This is a genomic window from Paenibacillus sp. 01T443 (assembly GCF_056398325.1).
In genome coordinates this window covers 595,517-619,093 of the sequence record NZ_JBFTPE010000008.1, presented here as the reverse complement: position 1 = coordinate 619,093, position 23,577 = coordinate 595,517, and the positions used below count along the sequence as shown (strand labels likewise).

Sequence of the window (23,577 nt, the reverse complement as noted above, 5' to 3'; positions counted from 1 at the left end):
ATCACAAGACGAAAATGAAGCAGGCAGGGTGAATGTATGGCAGACAAGGAAGAGTTGGTCCGGTTCGGGGTCTCTTTCCCGGCGCCTTTAATCGATCAGTTTGACCGTTATATCGATGAGCAAGGCTACACAAACCGATCCGAGGCCATTCGTGACATGGCTAGGCGAGCTTTGCTGGAACCGTCCCGAATGAACGGCCAGGAGCATGTGGCGGGAACGATCGTACTCGTCTACGACCATCACGCAAGCGATCTTCCGATCGTGCTGATGGAGGTACAGCATCGCTTTCATCATGATATCATCTCCAATATGCATGTCCATTTGAATCACGATCAATGCTTGGAGGTTATCGTCGTGAGAGGACAGCTTGCGCGGCTGCGTTCGCTGCATCAGCAGATTCAAGCGCAAAAGGGCGTCATTTATGCCGAGCTTTCGGTAACCTACGCGGACAAGCATGATCATGGCAAAGAGCATACGCATGAGTGATATTTTTAATTATTTTTGAGCAATCCCCAGGGCTGTGAGCGCGAATACGTGCTTACAGTCTTTTTAATATATAAGAATTTATAAGTTTTCACATATAAATGTGCTTATATATCTCCGCGAAACGATAGCTTTTGCCACTGAGGGCGGCGACAGCCGTTTACGCTTGTCTGTTACGTATTCCAAGCGAAGCCAAGAAAAAATGGTGAATTCGCAATTGGGTCGTGTTACAATATCGTATAATCGTGTTACGAAAATCAACACAAACAGGGGGATTAAAATGAAAAGATTTTATTCAAGAACGGTGTTTGCGCTCGCTGTTCTTCTGCTTGTTGCCGGCTGCAGCACGGCAAAGCCGGCAGAAAACTCTGCGCCAAAGGATGAGCTTGTTGTAGCCATAGGCGCAGAGCCGGATACGGGCTTTGACCCGACTAAGGGCTGGGGCCGTTATGGGTCGCCGCTTTTCCAGAGCACGCTGCTGAAGCGTGATGATCAGTTAAATATCGTAAACGATCTTGCGACAAGCTACACGGTCAGCGAAGACGGTAAGACGTGGACGGTTAAGCTTCGGAACGACGTTACCTTCTCAGACGGGGAACCTTTAACAGCCGAGGATGTTAAGTTTACCTTTGATACGATAGCCAGCAATGGAGCGGCCATTGATTTGAAAAATTTGATAAGCGTAAAGGCGGGTCAGGATGAAGTGATTTTCCAGCTTCATAAGCCCCAATCTACCTTTGTTTATAATCTGATCACTACAGGGATTGTTCCTAAGCATGCTTATAGCAGCACTTATGCAGAAAAACCGATTGGGTCCGGACCGTTTACATTCGTGCAATGGGATCGGGGACAGCAGCTGATCGTAGAGGCGAATGCAAATTATTACGGAGCCAAACCTTCAATCCATAAGCTGACCTTTCTATTCTTGAATGAGGATGCTGCTTTTGCGGCAGCGAAGGCGGGCAGCGTCGATGTGGCCTACATTCCTTCTGCGTTTAGCCATCAAGAAGTTGCCGGGATGCGCCTTGAAGCAGTCAAGACGGTGGATAATCGGGGAATCGCATTTCCTTACGTGACGGCGGGCGGCAAAACGGACAAGGGATATGCGATCGGGAATGATGTTACGGCAGACAAAGCGATTCGTGTAGCAATCAACACCGTTATTGACCGTCAACAGCTGGTCGAGGGTATTTTGGAAGGCTACGGTTCACCAGCTTTCACCGCGAACGACGGACTGCCTTGGTGGAACGAGGACACTGTAATCAAAGACAATGATGCGGACGCTGCATCGCAGATATTAGCCGATGGCGGCTGGATTGACAGCGATAAGGACGGCATTGTTGAGAAAGGATCGCTTAAGGCGGAGTTTACGCTGCTTTATCCATCCGGAGACGTTACCCGGCAATCGCTTGCTTTGGCAGCCGCTGATATGGTAAAAAAAGCTGGCATTCAAATCAACGTTGAAGGCAAGAGCTGGGATGAGATAGAGAAGCTCATGCATTCAAATGCAGTGCTGCTTGGCTGGGGCAGCCATGATCCGCTGGAAATGTTCAATCTTTACAGCAGTGAGTATGGCGGTGTTGATTATTATAATACCGGCTATTACAGCAATCCGGCCGTGGATAAGCTGTTTGAGCAAGCGCTTGATGCCCGTACCGAAGAAGAAGCTCTGTCCTTCTGGAAGCAAGCGCAATGGGACGGTCAAACAGGGCTGAGCGTGCAGGGCGATGCGCCTTGGGCTTGGCTCGTCAATATCGATCATCTTTATTTGGTGAAGGATGGGCTAGACATCGGCAAGCAGCGCATTCAGCCGCATGGTCACGGATGGCCGGTTACGGACAACATCGAAAGCTGGAGCTGGACAAAGTAGAAAGCGGGAAGAGGTTCTTGCATGTTTCGAGGAATTGCAGTTTTTATAGGTAAAAAAATCATTCGTCTGCTTCTTTTGCTGGCCTCGGTCAGCATCATTACCTTTACGCTTGTCGCGATGTCGCCCATTGATCCCGTACAATCATACATCGGTGCGGATGTGATGCGTGTCGGAGCGGAGCAGCGGGAAGAGATTGCCGCGTATTGGGGACTAGATCGTCCGTTTGCGGAACGATTCTTAAAGTGGGCTTCTGCTTTACTTCAAGGTGATTTGGGAACCTCGATGATTTACCGAGAGGCTGTGACCAAAGTTATCGGAGAGCGATTTATGCATTCAGCCTTGCTCATGGCGTTCGCATGGATGCTCTCGGGTGTCATGGGTTTTGCTGCGGGCGTGGTTTCGGCGTTAAAAAGAGATTCTTGGATCGATCGTATGATCACAAGCTACTGCTATACGCTTGCCTCGACACCGGCCTTTTGGATCGGACTGCTGCTCATGATGGTGTTCGCGGTTTGGCTCGGCTGGCTGCCTGTCGGGCTCGGCGTGCCGGCAGGGGTGCTGGCAGGAAGCGTCACAGCCGGCGACTATATCCGCCATATGATTTTGCCTGGCATTACTTTGAGCGTTGTCGGGATTGCGCCGATTGCTTTGCACACGCGGCAGAAGCTGATCGACGTGATGGATAGCGACTATATCTTATTTGCCAAAGCAAGAGGCGAAAGAGGCGCGGGCTTATTTTTTAGACATAGCCTGCGCAATATTGCGCTGCCTGCGATTACGCTGCAATTCGCTTCATTCGGTGAGTTGTTCGGGGGAGCGGTGCTCGTAGAGCAAGTTTTCTCGTATCCCGGACTGGGGCAAGCCACAGTAGAATCCGGGTTGCGAGGCGACGTGCCGCTTCTTATGGGGCTCGTTCTATGCAGTACGTTGTTCGTATTTACGGGAAATGCCTTAGCAGATTACTTTTATCGGATGGTTGATCCGAGGCTGCGGCTGGGGAAGGGGATGAGGGGGTGAATCAACCGGCCTCAGTTCAGAAAGAGAAAGAGCGGCGGCGCTGGAACGAACGGCGGAGGACGCTTGTATCCGCGGCAGCTGCGGCAGTCCTGCTTGCAAGCATAGGAATTGGCAGTTGGCTGCTCGGCGCTTCAGGGCTCTCCGTTCAGCTGGAAAGCCGAAACCTGGCGCCATCTCTATCTCATCTATTCGGCACGGATTGGCTGGGCAGGGATATGCTCTCCCGAACCGTAAAAGGACTTGCCTTAAGCATTCAGGTAGGTTTGCTTGGTGCGGCATGCAGTGTCGTAATCGCTGCCATCATGGGACTTATGGCAGCAACGCTTGGCAAAACCGCTGATCGCATCATTACTTGGCTGATCGATGTGTTCTTAAGCGTTCCTCATCTCGTCATGCTCATTTTGATCGCTTTTGTTTGTGGAGGCGGGCTGAAGGGAGTCGCTGTCGGAATTATGCTCACACACTGGCCGAGCCTTGCCCGCATCATTCGCGCTGAGGCGCTGCAGCTGATGTCCGCGGAATATGTGCTCGCAGCGAGAAAGCTTGGAAGCTCTCGCTATGCCGTTGCGACACGCCATTTGGCGCCGCATTTACTGCCGCAATTGCTTGTGGGGTTCCTTATTCTTTTTCCGCATGCCGTGCTGCATGAAGCGGCTGTAACGTTTCTGGGTCTTGGAATGTTCCCGCATCAGCCAGCCATTGGCATCATTCTTTCTGAATCGATGCGTTATTTATCGAGCGGTATGTGGTGGCTTGCCGTATTTCCCGGCTTAGGACTGCTGCTCACCGTAAGAGCATTCGACAAGCTTGGCAATCATCTTCGGCAGCTGGTTGATCCACGCCATACCCATCTTTGACAGTTAAGCCGATCGTCGTCATTTCAAATAGAAAGGAGGGAAACCCGTGCCGCTGTTAGAGGTAAATAAACTATCGATCTCGTTCATGCAATATACGAAGGGAAGCCGGCAGGAGCCGGTCAATGTCATCGAAGAGCTGGATTTTGCGATAAACGAAGGAGAAATCGTTGCGCTCGTCGGAGCAAGCGGATCGGGTAAAAGCCTGCTCGCGCATGCGATCATGGGCATTCTTCCTCCAAATGTCGTTATGTCCGGAAGCATCTCATACGGCGGAGCGCCGCTTGACGAAGCAAGGCTAAGACGCTACCGAGGCAAAGAAGTCGCCTTTGTGCCGCAATCCGTCAGCTATTTGAACCCACTCATGCGAGTTGGCAAGCAGCTTCGGACGAGGGAGGATGGATTGGAGCAGCATATTGAGCGTAAAAGCTTATTCGAGCGATTTCATTTGGGGAAGCATGTAGAACGGCTTTTTCCGTTCCAGCTCTCGGGCGGCATGGCCCGCAAGGTGCTTGTATCGACGGCCGCACTTGGCCGTTCTAGGCTGATTATTGCCGATGAACCGACACCGGGCATGCATCCGGGCGATGTTGAGGAAGCGTTGAAGCAATTCAAGCAGCTGGCAGAAGGAGGCTGCGCCGTATTGTTGATTACGCATGATATTGAGGCGGCTGTACGTATAGCGGATAAGGTCGCCGTTTTTTATGCGGGAACGTCGGTCGAGCTCGCTCCTGCCAGTGATTTTGCGGGTGATGGCGAGAGGCTTAGACATCCGTACAGTCAAGCGTTATGGCGCGCGCTGCCGAAAAACGGATTTGTTCCGCTGCCCGGATCGCAGCCAGGAAGAAGCCTTGGTCAGCAAGGCTGCCTCTTTGTTGATCGCTGTCCTTCGGCTGGGGAGCAATGCGGGACGATGCGGCCGGAGCCTCGTTCCATCCGGGGCGGAATCGTGAGGTGCTTACATGCAACTTGAGGGCAGGAATCTAGGCTGGCGATACGAGAGCGGTCCATGGCTGTTTACCGACTTTAACATTTCGGTGCAGCCGGGCGAAACCGTCGGACTTATCGGGCCGAGCGGAAGCGGGAAAACATCATTGGGACGACTGCTCGCGGGTTATGTGAAGCCAATCGCGGGCGAGGTAATCGTAGCGGGCCGAAAAAAACACAATAACGGTTATGATCCGGTTCAAATGATATTCCAGCATCCGGAGCGCGCGGTCAATCCAAGGTGGCGAATGGCTAAAACGTTATCAGAAGGCTGGTCTCCGGATGATCCGCTGCTTGAGGCGCTAGGGATCAGAGAAGACTTTCTGCAGCGTTATCCGAACGAGTTGTCCGGTGGTGAGCTACAGCGATGCTGTATAGCCAGGGCGCTGGGACCGGGCACCAAATTTCTGATTGCGGATGAAATGACGACGATGCTGGATGCGATTACGCAGGCTCAAATCTGGCATACCGTGCTGGATATCGCTGCGGCCAGACAAATCGGTTTGCTGGTCATCAGTCATGATCATGCGCTCGTGAACAAAATATGCGACCGCACAGTTCCATTCGGATAAATGCCCGTACCATTTTGTATCAAAATCAAACCGTTTCGTTAGTCTTGTTTTTCCATCAGCCGGCGCAGCTTAGACTCGGTTGAGGACTCAGGCGCCGGCGTATACACGCTGCATCTCAAATCGGAAGGCCCCTGCACTTGAAAAGAAGTCAGATGAAATAACATTTTCCCCACCTTCGCATGCCGAAATTCAAGCAGTACATCCGGAGCTGAGCTGACCTGGCTTTGCTCCCAAAGGTACTGAAACTCCGGATGGCTGCCCTTCATTTCCTCAATAAACCGCTCATACCAATCATCTTGCACATATTGGCCGTAATAGGCGCGAAAGATAGCCAGATAGCCGCCTACAAAATGCTCCCAATTTCCCGCAAGCCTGCGAAACTCTTTGCGCGTGAACAACAGCTGGATCATATTTCGCTGTTCGGCAGGTATTTGTTCGAAATCCATAAACACATGCGAGGCTGCTGCATTCCATCCGACAATTTGGCAGCGGCGATCGGATATGATCGTGGGACAAAAACGCAGCTCCTGCAGGATTCGCTTGAGTGATGGCGTAATTTCCGAATGCTCCTCGTCAATCATATGATTGATGTGACCGGACCCCAAGGCAAGTGCATATAAATATTTCCGCTCGTCGTCATTCATTTGCAGCGCCGCAGCCACGCAATCGAGAACGGAGCCGGATACTTTAATATCTCTGCCCTGCTCAAGCCATGTATACCAGGTTGGACTTACGCCGGCAAGCTGCGCAACCTCTTCTCTGCGTAAGCCAGGTGTTCTTCGCCGGGCACCGGGAGGGAATCCCGCGGCTTCGGGAGAGATTTTGGCCCGCTTTGATTTTAAGAACGAAGAGAGAGCCTGTAATCTTGTTTCTTGGTTAATCATATCTATCATCCCTGTTCTTCCATTATCGTGGTACTCATTATACTATAATAAACTACAACTTGTAATAGGATAACTTCTGTGACAAACTACAATTCATAAAGGAGTTTGCGAAGGAGGGTTCACGATGGAACGAGTCGTAATTACAGGGATGGGCGTCATATCGCCGCTTGGGAACAGCGTGGAACAATTTTGGAACGGATTAGTAAACGGGAGATCTGGTATATCATCAATCGATTCTTTCGATACTAGTAAGCATAAATCGAAAATCGGAGGCCTTGTGCGGGATTTTGATGCAGAGGCGCGATTTGGACGGAAGGAAGCCCGCCGCATGGATCGGTTCAGCCAATTTGCGATTGCGGCGGCGGAACAGGCATTGGAGGATGCATCACTGTCAATGGACGATACGGATCGTGAACGCGTAGGCGTTTATGTAGGCTCCGGCATCGGCGGCATTCAAACCTTGCTCGGCCAAGCTGAGGTCCTGCACGAGAGAGGGCCTGACCGGGTGAGTCCAACTCTAGTCCCGATGATGATCGCGAACATGGCCGCAGCGATGATCAGCATTCGCTTCGGTACGCAGGGTCCTTCCATGTCGCCTGTTACGGCTTGCTCCATAGGGAATACTGCAATCGGGGAAGCCTGGCGTCTCATACGTTCAGGCAGCGCGGATGTGGTTATCGCAGGAGGCGCAGAAGCAGCAATTACAGATATATCACTGGCAAGCTTCGGCAACGCTACATCCATTTCGACCCGAAACGAAGAGCCAGAGCAGGCAAGCCGGCCCTTCGATGCCGGTCGCGACGGGTTTGTGATGGCTGAGGGTGCCGGCATACTTGTGCTGGAGTCTTTATCACATGCGCAGCGCAGAGGCGCTCGTATTCATGCAGAGGTCATCGGCTACGGCGCCAGCTCAGATGCCTATCATATGGTAGCCACGCATCCGGAGGGCATTGGTGCTTACCAAGCAATGAAGCATGCTTTGCGAGAAGGGGGCCTAGCGCCTGACCAGATTGATGTGATCAGCGCGCATGCCACCAGCACGGAAATCGGAGACCGCTCGGAAACTGCGGCGATCAAAAAACTGTTCGGCGAGCAAGCCTATCGAATTCCTGTGACTGCGAACAAGTCGATGACAGGACATATGCTCGGGGCTGCGGGCGGAGTGGAAGCCATCGCTTTAGTGAAGAGCATACAGGAGGGCGTGATCCCGCCGACCATCAACCTGGAGGAGCCTGATTCCGTTTGCGATCTCGATTACGTGCCAAACGAGGCTCGTAAGGCGGATATTGAAATCGGGATGTCCAATTCCTTTGGCTTCGGCGGTCATAACGCGGTTATTATATTGAAGAAATTTACAAAATAAAAGCGTTGTATTGAGCATGGTTTTTCATTACAATTGATAATGATTTTCATTTATTGCTGCCGAAGGCAGCGGTAAGGTTAAGGAGAGGAGCGCGGCTGAAATGAGCACGCTTGATCATTATCAATTATTGCGCGATGTCATTTTTGAAATCGGACATGCGGGAACAGGAATAGAGAAGCCAAGCTGGGTTGACGGTTACACGCCGTTAGCCCGGCATACTTTGCTTTATTTGGCCAAAGGCGAAGGGCATTTAACGATAAACGGACAATCTAGTATCTTAGAGCGGGATTCGCTGCATATGCTTGCCCCGGGAACGATTGCGGATATGGAGCTTTTGTCGTTGCTTGGAACGGAGCTATATTGGGTAACATTTGATTGGTACCGCTTGACGGAACGAACGGAAGCGGGGAGATCCTATCGGCGCGAGCTTACTTTTCCGCTGACAGGGAGGCTGCAAATGAACGGAAGTCTCTTCAAGCGTTATTTGTATTTGCTGACCGCCGCCGGGGAGAAAGACAGCGGGCAAAGTCAACTGCTTGCACAGCATCACTTGTCTGATTTGTTGAACGCGATGCTTAGGCATGCGGAGCCTGCCGACAATAACGAGATGGAAGACCGACTTAGATTGACGGTTGATTATATGCAAAGCCATTACCGGGAAGCAATCAGAGTCAATAAGCTGGCTGAATTAGCGCGGCTTCATCCGTCTTATTATTCGCAAATCTTTAAGAGAACGATGGACAAAACTCCCGTGTCGTATTTAACCCATTTGCGCATGAACAAGGCGAAAGAGATGCTTCTGACAACCGATAAGCCGGTTAATGATATCGCTGCCGATGTGGGTTACGAGGATGAGTTTTATTTTAGCCGGCGGTTTAAGGAAACAAACGGGTATTCTCCAACCATTTATACAAAGAAACAGGATTTGAACATCATTTCCCTTTCCTCGCCTTATACGGACCATCTTTATACCCTTGGCCTTCATCCTTGCGCAGCGCAGGTGCATCGTTTTATGCCGCTCGTTACAAGGGAGCTTACACTGCCGAAGCATGCATCGGATCCTTGGGATATCAGCCGGCAGTCATTCAGCGATATGAAGCCTGATTTGATCCTCTGCAAGGACAATGTACTGGCAAAAGCGAAAGCCCATATTAACGATATCGCTCCGATCATTCCGATTTCCTGGGCAAGCAAAGATATATATGCCCATCATCAAGAGATTGCTGAGCTGGTGGACAGGAAATCGTCATCGCTCCGCTGGATGGATAATCACGAACGGAGATCAAAGCGTTTGCGAAAAAAAGCACAGGCATTGATTGGCGATGCCTCCGTTGCCATATGCGTTTCCCGTAAAAATGATCTGAGAATGTACGGGACGAGGAATATCGGGCATGTATTTTACCGCTCGCTGCAGCTTGCCATGCCTACTCGGATTAGACAAGCGCAGGGAGCGCACGCAGTAGGAACAGGCTTCAACTGGATGTCTATTAAACCGGACGAAATCAAAGATTTTGAAGCGGATTATTTATTCATCTCCTGCGAGACGGAACATGACCGCCAGCGAATTATGCAATATATTCATTCAAATCCACACTGGATAAAGCATCCGGCTATTCGAAGCGGTAAGCTTTTTTTTCTGGATTGGGAGAAGTGGATCGTGTATGCTCCGCACGGAATTAACCAACAATTAGAAGAGGTCGAGCGGCTGCTGCTCCTTTGACAGCAGCCGAAGTGTGTCAATCTTGGAATAATCCATGAATGATTCTTGAAATATGTCATGTACGGGTTAAGAGGGGAAGCTATAATTAAATAGTGATAATGATTATCAATATTATCAAATGGGGGGATATCGAGATCTATAGAGAGATGAAACGGAATAAATCATGGGTGACCGGCTTTTGGTTTACGGCGGCAGGGGCCGTACTATTGATATCCATATTTTTGTCGGTATCCTTCGGGGCGAAGGAGCTAAGCATTGCGGTGGTATGGGCTTCCGTTTTTCATTACAATCCGGATTTGACTGCCCATCAAATTATACAGGAATACAGGCTCCCGCGCGTGCTTGGTGCCGTCATTACCGGCATGGCCTTTGCTGTTGCGGGCGCGCTAATGCAGGGCGTCACAAGAAACCCGATGGCGGATACCGGCATTTTGGGAGTAAACGCGGGGGCAGCATTCGTAGTTGCGCTTTGTTTCGCTTTTTTGCCGAATCTAACCTACATGCAGCTTATACTTATGTCCTTTACCGGGGCTGCACTCAGCACAGTGCTCATTCTTTTATTAGGAACGGCAACGCAGGGAGGAATGAATTCCATTAGGTTAACGATAGCGGGAGCCGTTCTTGCTGCGATTCTTCACTCCTTCAGCAGCGGGATTGCAATTTATTACGAGCTGAGTCAAGATCTCGCTTTTTGGTACGCCGGCGGGGTTGCGGGAGTGAAATGGGAGCATCTTAAGCTTCTAGCGCCCATTGTTCTGGTCGTAATTATTGGTATCTCGACAATGGGCAGATCCATTTCTTTTTTGTCGCTTGGCGATGAGACTGCAGCAAGTCTCGGTATACATACGGGAAGAGTGAAAATGCTGGGGATGACGGCTGCGGTTATTCTTGCGGGAGCCTCGGTGGCCGTTGCGGGTTCAATCGGATTTGTTGGGCTTGTCGTGCCGCATATCGCCCGGCGTCTGATCGGCGTAGACTACCGGAAATTGATTCCTTTCTCGGCCCTGCTTGGCGCGATACTGCTAGTTTGGGCGGATTTTGCTTCTCGCATGGTTAATCCGCCGCGGGAGTTTGCGATTGGCGCGATGGTTGCATTAGTCGGCGTGCCATTTTTTCTATATCTGGCCAGGCAAGAAAGGCGGGAGCTTTAGAATGGCCAGCTTGGAGCAAAAACGAGCAGCTAGAGCAATTCTCATCGGGATTGTTTTGATTGCGGTTGCCATCGTTGTTGTCATTGTGAGTTTAAATACAGGAACGATCCGATTGTCTCCTACTGAAATTTGGAGGACGCTGCTTGGCGGCGGCACTGCAGACGAGAGGCTTGTGCTGTTTGAATATCGTCTGCCGCGTATCGTTGTTACCGCGCTTGCAGGCATCGGTCTTGGCATATCAGGAGCGGTTTTGCAGGGTATATCCCGCAATTCGCTTGCAGATCCGGGAATTCTGGGCATAAATGCAGGGGCGGCATTGGGTTTAATTATGTTTGTTACTTATTTTAGAACCATGGAAGGTCCTGCGGCGCTGCTGATTCCATTGTTTACCTTTGCCGGCGGGGCAGCTATATCGGTTCTTATCTTTGTCCTTGCTTACGACCGGTTTAAAGGCTTGATACCGATTCGTTTGCTATTAGTCGGCATTGCAGTGGAAGCAGGAGTCAGCGCATTTACGTTGTTTCTCTCGCTCCGGCTTGACGAGGATACGTACGCTTTTACAGCCCGTTGGCTTGCCGGAAGCGTATGGGGCAGGGAATGGGTGAATGCGGAGGCGCTGCTGCCGTGGATTGTTTTGCTTGTACCGGTCATATATATGCGTTCGCGCTCGCTCGATTTATTTGCCCTTGGTGATGAGACCGCATTAGGTGTCGGGAGCCAGGTTGGGAGAAGCCGCTTAGTTTTGGCAAGCCTTGCTGTTGCTTTGGCCTGCGCAAGCGTGTCGATGGCCGGCGGAATAGGTTTCATCGGTCTTATTGCGCCGCATCTTGCGAGGCGGCTGGCTGGGCCGCAGCATCGGCATTTTCTGCCGATCGCCGGTCTTATTGGCCTTGTCATACTTGTAACGGCAGATACCGTTGGCAGATCGCTTTTTCAGCCGAATGCCATCCCGGCAGGCGTTGTCGTAGCGGCTATTGGTGGCCCGTTTTTTCTATATTTACTTTTGCACACAAAACCTAACACCCGGAGGAATCGTTAAAATGACCAGAAAAATGTTTACTATGTTTGCTGCACTAATGCTTATGGTTGTCCTTTCTGCATGCGGAAAGCCGTCAGCATCCAATCAATCGGAATCCGGCACGAACACGCCGTCGCAAGCCCCATCCGAAGCGCCTGCTGCTGAGGAAGGATCAACCACCCATGATGCGAATGCGAAAATTGCATCGATGTCCATTCATATTACGAATAATCTGCTCGCACTCGGCATTAAGCCTGCAGGCTCGGTAGTTGGCGGCGATGTTAAGGATTTTCTGCCTCATGTCGCTGATCAGCTGCAAGGCGCGGCGAAGCTTGGCGTAGTCACCGATCCGGACATGGAATCCGTGCTGGCGCTGAAGCCGGATGTTATTTATTTGGATGAGGTTTATTCCGGCGGCGATCAGGCTAAATTCGAGAAAATTGCGCCTACAATCAGCATTGATATGGAGCAAGGCACTTGGCGAGACCATTTGACGCGGATTGCACAGCAGGTCGGCAAAGAGAAAGAAGCCGAGGCGTTCATTAAAGAATACGCAGCAAAAGCAGAGCGGGTAAAGGGTTTAATCAACGCGGAGCTGGGGGAAGATGCGAAGGTGATGGCAATACGCATGACAGCCAAGGAGCTGAGAGTCATGGGAATGAAGCGGCCGGTTGGACCTATCATGTTTGAGGATCTTGCTCTACATCCGGCGACAGGAGTAGAAAAAATAACGGAAGATCCTTACGCGGTCATCTCGCAAGAGGTGCTCCCGGACTTTGATGCGGATGCGATTTTCGTTATCATAAGCAAAGGGAACGAAGCGAAAGCCAAATTTGACGAGCTCGCGAAAAATTTGGTATGGCAAAATTTGAAGGCCGTGAAAAACGATCATGTCTATGTTTTGGACGGACAGAAGTGGCTCGATTACTCTTCTATCGGCCATAGTATGGCGCTTGATGATGCAGAGAAGCTGTTTACGAAATAAGCAAAGGATCGCATAAGGGAGCAGTCGCCCCTGATGCGATCCTTTTTTTATATATAAGAATTTAAAAGTTTTCACTTATAAATGTGCTTATCTATCTCCGCGAAACGATAGCTTTTGCCACTGAGGACGGCGACAGCCGTTTACGCTTGTGTGTCAAGGTTTCACCTGAGGCAGCAGCGGGTAAAAGGTAAGTAACCTATTTTTGGGGAGACGATTGGTTCATAGGGGGAATTACGTTTAGCAGCGTGGTTGAACCGCCCATCTAAAACGGAGAAGAAGGTGTTCATATGGCCAGACATAATCGATTTATTAGATGGTGTGTTTCCATCATTTTAATACTGATCATTATTTATTTGGGTTCGCGTGTCGATTTTATTTTCAAACCAGTGCTCTCGCTATTCAGCATGATTATCGTACCGCTTATGCTAGCAGGGTTTTTCTATTACCTTCTGCGTCCAATCGTCAATCTTATGGAACGCCGCATGGTCAATCGGACATTCGCCATTCTGCTCATTTATTTGGCTTTCGCCGCCATCATGGTCGTCTTCAGCCTTGGCGTTTGGCCATCGCTTCGCACGCAGTTGCTTAATTTGGTCGAAAATGCGCCAACGCTGTTCACTTCCTTAAGCGAGCAGGTGGCAGAGCTTGAACATAACGGCTTTATTTCCTCTTTCCTGCCAGAGAATTCAAGTCCGCTGTCCAAGCTGACAGAGTATCTGAATAAAAGCTTTACGCTGTTAACGGATTATTTCTCCGGCATGCTCACGTTCTTCTCTAATTTTGCGATAGTACTTATTACTTTCCCGATCCTTTTGTTTTACATGCTGAAGGAAGGAGGGAAGTTCGGAGAACAAATCGTCAGCTTCATTCCCAAGAGGTTCCGCAAGGACGGAACGGAAGTGATGGAGGATATCGATCATATGCTGAGCAGCTTTATTGTCGGCCGCGTAATCGTGAATCTGGCGCTTGGCGTCTTCATGTATGTAGGCTTCCTTATCATCGATCTGCCATATGCGCTTTTGCTGACGGTTGTGGCTGTCATTCTGAACTTTATTCCTTTTATCGGTTCATTCCTGTCTTCCGTGCCGATCGTAATTATTGGTTTCATCGAATCCCCGACTATCGCCATCTGGTCGATTGTTATCATTACGGTAGCCCAGCAGATTCAGGACAATCTGGTAGCGCCTTATGTCTTCGGCAAGCAGCTTGATATCCATCCCATGACGACGATCATTTTAGTGCTGGTTGGTGGAGACATTGCTGGCATTCTTGGTATTTTACTGATTATTCCGGTCTACATGATCCTAAAAATTGTATATTGCAGAGTGTATGAGCTTTTTTTTAAACAGCAATGGGAAAATGCCTGACATAGATCTGACACAAAGGATGTGTATTACAGCTCCATTTGGTATAATGACCTCAGCTAAGGCTAATTTACCGAAAGTACGGTGGCTTGAATAATATGGGGATTAACGGATTACAGGGAAAACGAGTCGTCATTGCCGGATCACGGAAAACGGATGAAATGGGCTTGATCATAGAGAAGCAGGGCGGAGTTCCAATCATTCGCTCATTGCAGGGATTAACGATGTTTGAAGAGGAACAGCTGGAAGAACCGCTGCGCAGGTTCGCAGAGCAGGGATCGGACTGGGTTATTTTAACGACGGGAATGGGATCGGAAAGCTTGGTCACCGCAGCTGGTAAGCTTGGGATTGGGCAAGATGTGATTGATCGGCTTTCTAATGCAAAGATCGCGGCAAGAGGCTATAAAACCTCTGCGTTTTTGAAGCGGAACGAGCTAAAGGCGGTCGTCAGTGATGATGACGGAACCATGCAGGGGCTCATAGAAAACCTTGCGTCTTTTGATTTTGAAGGACAGAGCGTATGGATTCAGCTTCATGGTGAAGCGGCGCCGGAGCTGGTCCGCTTTCTCGAAAATAAGGGCGCGGCTCATGTAGAGTCGGTGCTGCCGTATAGACATGTTCCGCCTGCAGATGCTACTTTGGCAATGCTAATGGAGGAGCTAATGGAAGCTGCCGTCGATACGGTTTGCTTTACAACTGCGGTTCAGGTGCATTATTTGTTCAGACATGCRATCGCGCAAGGCCGCAAGGAGCAGCTCCTAGATTGCTTTGAGCAGCAAGTAGTTGCTGCTGCGGTAGGTAAAGTAACAGCTGAAGCACTGAAGGAATATGGCGTGGCACGAATGGTTGTACCGGAAATCGAAAGAATGGGTGCTTTGATCATCGAGATTGTCCGTTATTATGAGCGTGAAGATAGCAACGAAGCTTAGTCCTAACCAAATCTTAGTTTCAGAAGGCGATATTGTTTCCGGTGTTTACGCCGGGAGCGGTATCGCCCTTTTATTTATATATAAGAATTTATATGTTTTCACATATAAATGTGCTTATATATCTCCGCGAAACGACTGCTTTTGCCACAGAGGACGGCGACAGCCGTTTACGCTTGTGCGTTAGGGAAGGATAAGAATCGTCGCGACAGCGAAAAAAAGGGATCAAGCGCCGGCTGCATTTGCTTGATCCCTTTTATTTATGTAGTTTGAGCGTAAGCTTTAAAGCGAGTGAAGCAATTTATCCAAATGTTCGAGCGGTCTTTCGAGATTATGCTTCATCAAGCGCGCGGCTGCTTCCGCATCGCGTGCTTCCAGCGCTTTTATGATGGCTTCATGATCATCAACGGCGGCTTGCGACTCCCAATTCGGCCGTTTGATAAAGATATATTTATACCTTCTAATATGCATTTGCAGGGCGGAGCAAAAGGATAAGATATGCTGGTTATTTGCGATATGTAAAATCGTTTGATGAAATTCTTCATCATATTCCATCGCTTCATAGAGCTGCTCATCGTTAACATACTCGTTGAAGCTGGCATTGATTGCGCGAAGCTGATCGATATGCTCCTGTTGGATGTTTTGGACCGCGAGCTCGGCAGCTAGTGCCTGAAGTGCGGTAAGGGGCGCGTACAGCTTTATGATATCTTCCTTTTCCAGCGTCGTGACGCGCGTTTCCTTGCCGGGAAAAGTTTGGATTAGCCCTTGAACCTCGAGTAATTGAAAGGCTTCTCTTACTGGGGTGCGGCTTACGCCAAGCGCCTCGGACAGCTCGGTATCATTCAGCTTCTCTCCAGGCTGGAGCGTGCCGTCGATAATCCATTTTTGCAGCTGGCTTAAGGTACGTTCTTTGGCAGACAGTCTAACCGGGGATGAATAGTCGCTTGGAATAGGCAGTGGAGACCCTCCTTATATTGTGCTGGAACCTTATTAACCGTTGAGAAAGTTACACAATATATAATATATCGCAGGATGAACGGCGGACGCAAACCCTATGGGAATAAAATTCTTGTATTGCATTTAGCAGAAAGAGGAAATATAATATGCGATATATTGCATATCCGTTAAGACAATTGATTATTGATAAAGGAGAAATGAGCATGTCAAGCACCCAAGCTTCTATAGCAGCATCGCCGTCAGCCATAAAGACGATATACCCGTTATTGTTTGCGATTAGCTTCGTTCATTTGATAAATGATACGATTCAATCGGTTGTCCCGGCATTATTTCCAATCCTAAAAGATTCGCTATCGCTCACCTTCGCTCAAATCGGACTGATCTCGTTAATGATCAATATTACGGCGGCCATGCTTCAGCCCGTCATCGGCATATTATCTGATTCACATCCGAAGCCGATGCTGCTCCCAATCGGTATGCTGTTTACGATGGGGGGCGTGGCGGCGTTGTCCTATGCGACGCATTTCTGGATGGTGATGGCAGCCGTCATGCTGATCGGCGTCGGCTCAGCGGTTTTCCACCCGGCCTCCGCGCGCGTCTCCTATTTGGCTTCAGGGGCGAAAAAAGGTACGGGACAGTCGATTTTTCAATTTGGCGGAAATATTGGACAGTCGCTGGCTCCCATTATGACTGCGGTGCTGTTCGTGCATACGGGTCAACAGGGGGTAATCTGGTTCGCTCTCGTCGTTACGATCGGCATTGTAATTCAATTCAATGTGGCAAAATGGTATGGGAAGCAGCTTGCGCTTGTACCTGCCATTCATCAAAAAAACGCAGCTAAGCCAGTCTCGAAACTTAACGTATCAACAGGTAAGGTCATCTTTGCTATTACGATTCTAATGATTCTTGTTTTTTCCAAAAATGTGTATATCGCCGCGATCAGCAGCTATTATTCTTTTTACGCGATCGATCATTTTGGTCTCTCTGTCAGTCATGCGCAAATGGTGCTTTTTGTTTTTCTTGCTGCGAATGTCATTGGCTTATTGCTTGGGGGAGTGCTCGCTGATAAATTCAGCAGACGCAGCTTAATCTGGTTTTCTATTTTAGGAACGGCGCCGTTTGCCCTGCTGCTGCCCTATGCGAATTTAACCTTTTCGGTCATCTTAATTTTCTTCGCGGGACTTATATTGGCATCTGCATTTTCCGTCATATTGGTTTATGCGAACGAGCTGCTGCCGGGCAGGGTTGGACTTGTCTCAGGTGTGTTCTTCGGTATGGCGTTTGGACTTGCCGGCATAGGCTCGGCTATCCTTGGCAACTTAGCGGATGCCATGGGCATCGAGTTTGTTATAAGATGCACTTCGTATTTGCCGCTGCTAGGTATGCTGACGATCCTGCTGCCATCCGATCGGAAGGCTGCTGCAAGCAATTAGGCCAAGTGGTAAAAGGGAAGTAAGGCATTTGGAATTGGCTGGAAGCATAAGGATAAGAAGGAAAGGCGAGGCAGCATTTTATTCGAAACGTACTCGAGGACGATTTTCTCACTAGGACAATTTCCGCGTTGTCCCCGCACACATACAATAATGGTGTATAGCCTAATCGGTGCTGGAAGGGGAGTAGCGCTGTGAGTAAGCGGACTTTAATGGTGGTATCGCTTGTCATTTATGCATTGCTAGCCATTTTATTCGTGGTTTTGTCTATTTTCGAATAAACACATAACAGCGCAAGGGCTGCCTCGTGAGTAGAATAATCTGCTGGAGGCAGCCCTTGCTTATGGAAGATAGCCATTATTATTAACCAAGTGTTTCTTGACTAAGCTTCATTTTACGGTAATCCTTTGGAACGACACCCTTCGTCTCGCGAAAAATACGCGAAAACGTTTTATAGGATCCGTAGCCGACTTCGAGCGCAATTTCGGCGACGCTCATATCCGTAGATACAAGCAGGCTGCACGCATGGCGCAAGCGCAAATCATGCAGGAAATGTACAAAGGTTTGTCCGGTTGTCTGCTTAATCACCTCGCTGATCCGGGAAACGCTGAGGGAAAAGCGGCTTGCAAGATCAGACAGCGCAAGCTCGTCCTGGTAATGGCGATGAATGTAATGAATGATTGGCCATATGGAGGCGCTAGACCGCGAAGCGAGCTTGGAGACGGCCGCTTGCGGCGCTGCCTTGCGGCGATACCGGTCGAAGCAAACCAATATCTCCTTTAACTTCACTTGCAGCATCGTGCGGCGCCAAGGCTCTTTCCCCTTATACTCTTGGAACATCTCCTCAATCAGCTGTTTCATCCGTTCATTGTCCGCGCCGCTTAGCTGTACGAATGGAGGCAGCGTGTTCTGATCAATCAGATCCATAAGGCCCTCTTCCTGCCCAGGCTCCATTAATAGATCCATGCTGAACATACAGTTATACAAAACCAAGGTGCTTCCGGGCTCCRTAAACAGCTCATGCACCTGGTAGGGCAATACGAATGTAAACGTGCCTGGCAGCATTTGATGCCGGGCATCGTTGATGGATTCGGAGCCTCTGCCGTCGACTACATACGAAAATTCCAAAAAATCATGACGATGCGGACGAAAGCCGTGATAGAGGCGGTTCATGCTGATATGGAGAGGCGATGAGGTATTCATATTTGGATACGTTTTCAGATAATCAGGTATGTAAGTCATGAATGATTCAAATCCTCCGAAAAACTGAGACATTTAACGAAAAACAAGCACGATTTCTAATCCCGTTTATTCTAACATAAATAACGAGATCAAGCGTTAGCAAAATGAATGCTTATAAAACGAGCTTTGCCTCATAAAAAATCGCAGGAGGAATTCTAATGACTACTGAAAATAAAACGAGAATAGGCATTATCGGCGCGGGTAACATCGGCAATGTCCATGCAGGCGAATTTTCGAAGCTTGGTGACGATTGTGTTATTACGGCGGTAACCGACCTGGATTTGTCGCGTGCGGAGAAGATGGCGAAGCAGTTCGGTATTGAAAATGTAATCGCTTCAAATGATGAACTGATCGGGCGGTCGGATATCGATGCCATCATTATTGGCGTACCTAACCAATTTCATGCACCGCTGGCTGTACAAGCACTAGCGGCTGGCAAACATGTGCTGTTGGAGAAGCCGATGGGCATCAACAGCGATGCAGCGCGCCAAATATTAAACGCAAGCGAAGCATCGGACCGCATCGTTATGGTTGCTCATCAAATGCGCTGGGAATCTGTCGCGATGCAAATTAAAGAGCAAATTGATCGGGGCGAGCTAGGTAAAATCTATTCGGCGAAAACAGGTTGGTTCCGCCGCAAAGGCATTCCGGGCTGGGGCACATGGTTTACACAAATGGATCAATCCGGCGGCGGTCCGCTAATCGATATCGGCGTTCATATGCTTGACCTTGCGTTATACTTAATGGGCAATCCGAAGCCGGTTTCGGTTTATGGCTCTACCTATGCAGAATTCGGCCCAAGCCGCAAAGGGATCGGAACATGGGGAACGCCGGATTGGGACGGAACTTATGACGTAGAGGATTTGGCAATGGCATTGATTAAAATGGAAGACGGCAGTACGCTTTCGCTGGAAGTGAGCTGGGCTGTCCATATGGATACGGACAATTCCCCGTTCATTCACGTGATGGGTTCAGAGGGCGGAGCCAGCTACCGCGGTTCCGAAGGCAAGCTGCTTACTGAAAAGTTCGATCGTCCCATTGAAAGCGTGCTGAGCAAATCGGACAATGACGAAGGAGAACGCGCACGTCTAAGCCGTCACTTCTTGGCATGCATCCGTGAAGGCAAACAACCGATTACTTCTGTGCTTTCAGGCTTTACGAACAACCTGGTGCTGGATGCCATTTACGAATCATCCCGTACGGGCAATGAAGTGAAGCTGGATTGGAATTTAAATAAATAATATCATAGATGAAATGAGGAGGTTTTTACATGTTGAGAGGTTTAACAGGCGCAGGGCTTGGACGTATTGAAAGCGATGAGCGCCTCATCGAGCTTGCTGGAGCATACGACTTCCAAGCCGTAGATTTAGATGCCGGATCGCTTATCGAACGTCATGGAGTGGAGAAAGCACGCGACCTTCTGGCGAGCAATGGCTTGGTGATTGGATCGATCGGATTGCCTGTGGAATGGAGAACGACAGAAGAGGCTTTTCTTGAGGGTTTAGAAAAGTTGGCAAGTGCTGCTTCGGCAGCAGCGGCTCTTGGCTGCACAAGCTGCTGTACCTATATCCTGCCGTCAACGGATTTGAAAGCCGCGCGTTTCATGGCGCTTGCCACGCGCAGATTGCGTACCTGTGCGCAAATATTAGGCGCTTACGGCATTCGACTTGGTCTTGAATTCGTTGGCCCGCATCATTTGCGTACTCGTTGGGCGAACCCGTTTATATGGACGCTTGAGGAGACGCTGGAGTGGATCGACGCGATTGGCGAGAGTAATGTCGGATTGTTGTTTGATGCTTATCATTGGTATACGAATGAGTTGACCACTGCGGATATCGAAGCGCTTCGCGCCGATCAAATCGTCCATGTGCATATCAATGATGCGCCTAACGTTCCTGTTGAGGAAGCACTTGATAATGGCCGGATTTATCCGGGTGAAGGTGTTATTGATTTGGCTGGTTTTCTGAAGTCACTTGCGAAAATTGGCTACAAAGGAGCCGTATCGCAGGAGATTTTGACGGCAGAAGCGCCAACACAGTCACCAGAGGAGCTTGTTCAGCGCTCTAAAGCAGGATTTGATAAGGTATTTGGAGCAGCAGGCTTGTAATTTAAAAAGCTAGGTTCACTCTTATTGTGCGAAATCGTTGTTGGCATCGGCAGGTGCTTACAACGATTTTTTGTGTTTCTGCCTCATTTGTAACGGCAGCCGTCATTTGATTGAAGTTTTTGCCGCAAGCAAGCGCTAATTTTCATATGAATTTTTACGAAATCTGATGGGTACTGTACGAGAGGTATATTCCGTTATGATGGATAATAACCGTTTTTCTATGATCATAAAACGAGAGATAACAGGAGACCAACAATATGGGCTATGGGTCAGAGCAGGTACATCCGTTGAACCTTTGGTATAAGCAGCCGGCTTCCCGCTGGGAAGAAGCGCTGCCGATCGGCAATGGCCGAATGGGCGGCATGGTATTTGGCGGCGTAGATAAGGAACGCGTTCAATTAAATGAAGATACGTTGTGGTCAGGCTTTCCGCGCGATACGAACAATTACGAGGCATTGCGCTATTTAAAGCGTTCGCGCGAATTAATAAAGGAAAAACGATTTGTTGAAGCAGAACAGCTAGTAGAAGCAAAAATGTTAGGGACGAATACAGAATCGTACCAGCCGATGGGCGACTGGTACGTTGAGCAGCATTTTTCTGCGAATAATAGTCGGTCGGAAGGCTATGTCCGCAGGCTTGATATTGATTCAGGGATCGCTTCTACGCGGTTTCAAGTCGGGCAAACGGAATTTATGCGCGAGATATTCGTAAGCGCGGTCGATCAAGTGATATGCGCAAGATATGAAGCGAGTGGCGATCAATGTCTGGAGCTCACGGCTTCGCTGCAAGCACCGGTGCAGTTTGCTCTTTCATCTGCCGGTGGCGTGGCGATCGTGCTGCACGGACGCTGTCCAAGCCATGTAGCAGACAATTATATGGGCGATCATCCAAGAGCCGTGCAGTATGAGGATAATCGCGGCATTACTTTTCAGACTAAGCTTCAAGTGGTTGTTGACGGCGGTCATGTATCGATAAGCAATGATAATGAGCTAAAGATTCATGGCGCCCGTACGGCTACCTTTCTGCTCAGTGCCGCGACCAGCTTCGAGAAATTTGATCAACAACCTTTCAAGAGCGAGGCTGAGCTAAGTGAAAGAAATAACCATTTGCTCGCGGCAGCTTTATCACTTGGCTATGAGCAGCTGAGAGAACGGCATGCTCAGGATCACCGCCAATTATTTCAGCGGGTGAGCATCGATTTAGGACAAACGCCGAACGCGCTATTACCGACCGACGAGCGTCTGGAGGCGTATAAGAGAGGCGAGCAGGATCCCCAGTTGGAAGCTTTGTATTTCCAATATGGCCGATATTTGCTCATAGCAAGCTCCCGTCCCGGGACACAGCCTGCTAATTTGCAGGGGATATGGAATGACCGTGTTCAGCCGCCTTGGAACAGCGACTATACAACAAATATAAATACGCAAATGAATTACTGGCCAGCCGAGCTGGCTAACTTGAGCGAATGCCATGAGCCATTGTTTCAGCTTATTGAGGAGCTTAGCGAGTCGGGCGCACGCACGGCAGCCATTCATTACAACAGCGCGGGATGGGTAGCGCATCACAATGTTGATCTTTGGCGGACATCGACACCGACCGCGGGCCATCCGAGCTGGGCCTTCTGGCCGCTGGGCGGAGTTTGGCTGACTCAGCATTTGTGGGAGCATTATTTATACAACCCGGATGAAGCCTTTTTGCGGGAGAAAGCTTATCCCCTAATGAAGGGAGCGGCGCTGTTTTGTTTGGATTGGCTGCAGGAGAACGAAGATGGGCTGCTGATGACGGCGCCTTCCACTTCGCCGGAGAACAAGTTTTTGACCACGCAGGGCGAGGTGAGCAGCGTAGCGGAATCGTCTGCCATGGATATTACCTTAATCGGTGAGCTGTTCGATCATTGCCTAATCGCGGCGGGGCTGCTGCAGCAGGACGATTCGTTTGCTCAGCGGTTAGAAGAGGCAAGGCGCAAGCTTCCTCCGCTGCAAATTGCGCCAAGCGGTTTATTGCAGGAATGGCATGAGCATTTCGAAGAGCATGAACCAGGACATCGCCATGTTTCTCATCTGTACGGTTTATATCCGGGAACAACGATCAATTCGCAGGCTGCGCCAGAGCTGGTCGAAGCAAGCAGGCTATCCTTGGAGAGCCGCATCAGGAGCGGGGGCGGCCATACAGGCTGGAGCTGTGCGTGGCTCATTAACCTATACGCGCGTCTCAAGGACTCAGAGTCCTCGTATTGCTTTATCCATACGCTGCTTGCGCGATCAACGCACCCGAATTTATTCGATGATCATCCGCCGTTTCAAATTGACGGCAACTTTGGGGGTACGGCTGGCATAGCAGAGCTGCTGCTGCAAAGTCATTTGGATGGCATCGCGCTTCTGCCGGCGCTGCCAGCAGCTTGGCCGGACGGTTATGTTAAAGGCCTCAAGGCAAGAGGCGGCTTTGTCGTCGATATCGAATGGATTGGCGGAAAGCTGGCGGGAGGCCGGATTTACTCCACCCATGGAGCGGTATGCAGACTTCAATCCAAGGATTCTATCCGAATTCAGGCTTCCGATGGCAACTTCATAGATGCGTCGAAGGCATTCAAAACCATTAAAAATGAATGGTATAGCATCATAATTGCACCTAAAGAAGGGGAGTAACCATA

At 49.6% G+C, this 23,577-nt stretch carries 20 protein-coding genes; 17 read left to right on the top strand and 3 right to left on the bottom strand.

Going from position 1 to position 23,577, the window contains the following annotated elements; all coding sequences use genetic code 11:
* The first annotated feature begins 36 nt into the window (after positions 1-36).
* The 6 genes from nikR to AC1DLI_RS16640 all read left to right on the top strand — a co-directional run bounded on the left by nikR (position 37) and on the right by AC1DLI_RS16640 (position 5,783).
* Positions 37-486 (top strand): nickel-responsive transcriptional regulator NikR, encoded by a 450-nt coding sequence (gene nikR / locus AC1DLI_RS16665; protein ID WP_477604408.1) that lies wholly within the window; start codon positions 37-39, stop codon positions 484-486.
* Positions 487-763: 277 nt separating this feature from the next.
* Positions 764-2,353, top strand: coding sequence for an ABC transporter substrate-binding protein (locus AC1DLI_RS16660; RefSeq protein WP_477604406.1), 1,590 nt, complete (start codon positions 764-766; stop codon positions 2,351-2,353).
* Positions 2,354-2,374: 21 nt separating this feature from the next.
* On the top strand, positions 2,375-3,370 hold the full coding sequence (locus tag AC1DLI_RS16655) for an ABC transporter permease (protein WP_477604404.1): 996 nt from the start codon (positions 2,375-2,377) through the stop codon (positions 3,368-3,370).
* On the top strand, positions 3,367-4,227 hold the full coding sequence (locus AC1DLI_RS16650; protein WP_477604402.1) for an ABC transporter permease: 861 nt from the start codon (positions 3,367-3,369) through the stop codon (positions 4,225-4,227). The genes AC1DLI_RS16655 and AC1DLI_RS16650 overlap by 4 nt, the downstream gene beginning before the upstream one ends.
* A gap of 46 nt (positions 4,228-4,273) precedes the next feature.
* On the top strand, positions 4,274-5,197 hold the full coding sequence (locus tag AC1DLI_RS16645; protein WP_477604400.1) for an oligopeptide/dipeptide ABC transporter ATP-binding protein: 924 nt from the start codon (positions 4,274-4,276) through the stop codon (positions 5,195-5,197).
* The gene (locus AC1DLI_RS16640) at positions 5,187-5,783 is read left to right on the top strand and encodes an ABC transporter ATP-binding protein (protein WP_477604398.1); all 597 of its coding nucleotides are present in this window, start codon (positions 5,187-5,189) and stop codon (positions 5,781-5,783) included. The genes AC1DLI_RS16645 and AC1DLI_RS16640 overlap by 11 nt, the downstream gene beginning before the upstream one ends.
* Before the next feature lie 38 nt (positions 5,784-5,821).
* On the opposite strand, the gene AC1DLI_RS16635 is transcribed toward AC1DLI_RS16640, so the two are convergent.
* Complete coding sequence (locus AC1DLI_RS16635; protein ID WP_308998487.1) at positions 5,822-6,664, bottom strand: helix-turn-helix transcriptional regulator; 843 nt, start codon at positions 6,662-6,664, stop codon at positions 5,822-5,824.
* Between the two features lie 127 nt (positions 6,665-6,791).
* On the opposite strand from AC1DLI_RS16635, the gene fabF reads away from it, so the two are divergent.
* The 7 genes from fabF (at position 6,792) to AC1DLI_RS16600 (ending at position 15,197) form a co-directional block, all read left to right on the top strand.
* The gene (gene fabF / locus AC1DLI_RS16630) at positions 6,792-8,030 is read left to right on the top strand and encodes a beta-ketoacyl-ACP synthase II (RefSeq protein WP_477604396.1); all 1,239 of its coding nucleotides are present in this window, start codon (positions 6,792-6,794) and stop codon (positions 8,028-8,030) included.
* Positions 8,031-8,130: 100 nt separating this feature from the next.
* Entirely contained in the window at positions 8,131-9,750 is a 1,620-nt protein-coding gene (locus AC1DLI_RS16625) for a helix-turn-helix domain-containing protein (protein WP_477604394.1), read from the top strand.
* A 146-nt stretch (positions 9,751-9,896) separates the two neighbouring features.
* Complete coding sequence (locus AC1DLI_RS16620; RefSeq protein ID WP_477605041.1) at positions 9,897-10,901, top strand: FecCD family ABC transporter permease; 1,005 nt, start codon at positions 9,897-9,899, stop codon at positions 10,899-10,901.
* Between the two features lies 1 nt (position 10,902).
* A complete protein-coding gene (locus AC1DLI_RS16615; protein WP_477604392.1) occupies positions 10,903-11,940 on the top strand; it encodes a FecCD family ABC transporter permease in 1,038 nt (345 codons plus the stop codon).
* Between the two features lies 1 nt (position 11,941).
* Positions 11,942-12,904, top strand: a complete 963-nt coding sequence (locus tag AC1DLI_RS16610) for an ABC transporter substrate-binding protein (RefSeq protein WP_477604390.1) — start codon at positions 11,942-11,944, stop codon at positions 12,902-12,904.
* A 287-nt stretch (positions 12,905-13,191) separates the two neighbouring features.
* On the top strand, positions 13,192-14,271 hold the full coding sequence (locus tag AC1DLI_RS16605; RefSeq protein WP_477604388.1) for an AI-2E family transporter: 1,080 nt from the start codon (positions 13,192-13,194) through the stop codon (positions 14,269-14,271).
* 95 nt (positions 14,272-14,366) lie between these two features.
* Complete coding sequence (locus AC1DLI_RS16600; RefSeq protein WP_477604386.1) at positions 14,367-15,197, top strand: uroporphyrinogen-III synthase; 831 nt, start codon at positions 14,367-14,369, stop codon at positions 15,195-15,197.
* A 279-nt stretch (positions 15,198-15,476) separates the two neighbouring features.
* Here AC1DLI_RS16600 and AC1DLI_RS16595 read toward each other — a convergent pair whose 3' ends face one another.
* On the bottom strand, positions 15,477-16,115 hold the full coding sequence (locus AC1DLI_RS16595) for a GntR family transcriptional regulator (protein ID WP_477605039.1): 639 nt from the start codon (positions 16,113-16,115) through the stop codon (positions 15,477-15,479).
* Positions 16,116-16,354: 239 nt separating this feature from the next.
* Here AC1DLI_RS16595 and AC1DLI_RS16590 point away from each other — a divergent pair, with 239 nt between their 5' ends.
* Positions 16,355-17,584, top strand: a complete 1,230-nt coding sequence (locus tag AC1DLI_RS16590; RefSeq protein WP_477604384.1) for an MFS transporter — start codon at positions 16,355-16,357, stop codon at positions 17,582-17,584.
* A gap of 360 nt (positions 17,585-17,944) precedes the next feature.
* Here AC1DLI_RS16590 and AC1DLI_RS16585 read toward each other — a convergent pair whose 3' ends face one another.
* The gene (locus AC1DLI_RS16585) at positions 17,945-18,823 is read right to left on the bottom strand and encodes an AraC family transcriptional regulator (RefSeq protein ID WP_477604382.1); all 879 of its coding nucleotides are present in this window, start codon (positions 18,821-18,823) and stop codon (positions 17,945-17,947) included.
* A gap of 158 nt (positions 18,824-18,981) precedes the next feature.
* Here AC1DLI_RS16585 and AC1DLI_RS16580 point away from each other — a divergent pair, with 158 nt between their 5' ends.
* The 3 genes from AC1DLI_RS16580 to AC1DLI_RS16570 all read left to right on the top strand — a co-directional run bounded on the left by AC1DLI_RS16580 (position 18,982) and on the right by AC1DLI_RS16570 (position 23,572).
* Positions 18,982-20,064 carry a Gfo/Idh/MocA family protein gene (locus AC1DLI_RS16580; RefSeq protein WP_308998450.1) on the top strand — a complete coding sequence of 361 codons (1,083 nt, stop codon included), beginning with the start codon at positions 18,982-18,984 and terminating at the stop codon, positions 20,062-20,064.
* A gap of 29 nt (positions 20,065-20,093) precedes the next feature.
* Positions 20,094-20,930 (top strand): sugar phosphate isomerase/epimerase family protein, encoded by an 837-nt coding sequence (locus tag AC1DLI_RS16575; protein WP_477604380.1) that lies wholly within the window; start codon positions 20,094-20,096, stop codon positions 20,928-20,930.
* 257 nt (positions 20,931-21,187) lie between these two features.
* Positions 21,188-23,572, top strand: coding sequence for a glycoside hydrolase family 95 protein (locus AC1DLI_RS16570; protein ID WP_477604378.1), 2,385 nt, complete (start codon positions 21,188-21,190; stop codon positions 23,570-23,572).
* The last annotated feature ends 5 nt before the right edge of the window (positions 23,573-23,577 follow it).

What these genes read in the sequence shown, in the direction of transcription:
- AC1DLI_RS16590 (WP_477604384.1), top strand. Translation starts at nt 16,355, where the DNA reads ATGTCAAGCACCCAAGCTTCTATAGCAGCATCGCCGTCAGCCATAAAG.
- AC1DLI_RS16660 (WP_477604406.1), top strand. Translation starts at nt 764, where the DNA reads ATGAAAAGATTTTATTCAAGAACGGTGTTTGCGCTCGCTGTTCTTCTG.
- AC1DLI_RS16575 (WP_477604380.1), top strand. Translation starts at nt 20,094, where the DNA reads ATGTTGAGAGGTTTAACAGGCGCAGGGCTTGGACGTATTGAAAGCGAT.
- AC1DLI_RS16570 (WP_477604378.1), top strand. Translation starts at nt 21,188, where the DNA reads ATGGGCTATGGGTCAGAGCAGGTACATCCGTTGAACCTTTGGTATAAG.
- AC1DLI_RS16655 (WP_477604404.1), top strand. Translation starts at nt 2,375, where the DNA reads ATGTTTCGAGGAATTGCAGTTTTTATAGGTAAAAAAATCATTCGTCTG.
- AC1DLI_RS16610 (WP_477604390.1), top strand. Translation starts at nt 11,942, where the DNA reads ATGACCAGAAAAATGTTTACTATGTTTGCTGCACTAATGCTTATGGTT.
- AC1DLI_RS16580 (WP_308998450.1), top strand. Translation starts at nt 18,982, where the DNA reads ATGACTACTGAAAATAAAACGAGAATAGGCATTATCGGCGCGGGTAAC.
- AC1DLI_RS16625 (WP_477604394.1), top strand. Translation starts at nt 8,131, where the DNA reads ATGAGCACGCTTGATCATTATCAATTATTGCGCGATGTCATTTTTGAA.
- AC1DLI_RS16620 (WP_477605041.1), top strand. Translation starts at nt 9,897, where the DNA reads ATGAAACGGAATAAATCATGGGTGACCGGCTTTTGGTTTACGGCGGCA.
- nikR (WP_477604408.1), top strand. Translation starts at nt 37, where the DNA reads ATGGCAGACAAGGAAGAGTTGGTCCGGTTCGGGGTCTCTTTCCCGGCG.
- fabF (WP_477604396.1), top strand. Translation starts at nt 6,792, where the DNA reads ATGGAACGAGTCGTAATTACAGGGATGGGCGTCATATCGCCGCTTGGG.
- AC1DLI_RS16605 (WP_477604388.1), top strand. Translation starts at nt 13,192, where the DNA reads ATGGCCAGACATAATCGATTTATTAGATGGTGTGTTTCCATCATTTTA.
- AC1DLI_RS16615 (WP_477604392.1), top strand. Translation starts at nt 10,903, where the DNA reads ATGGCCAGCTTGGAGCAAAAACGAGCAGCTAGAGCAATTCTCATCGGG.
- AC1DLI_RS16640 (WP_477604398.1), top strand. Translation starts at nt 5,187, where the DNA reads ATGCAACTTGAGGGCAGGAATCTAGGCTGGCGATACGAGAGCGGTCCA.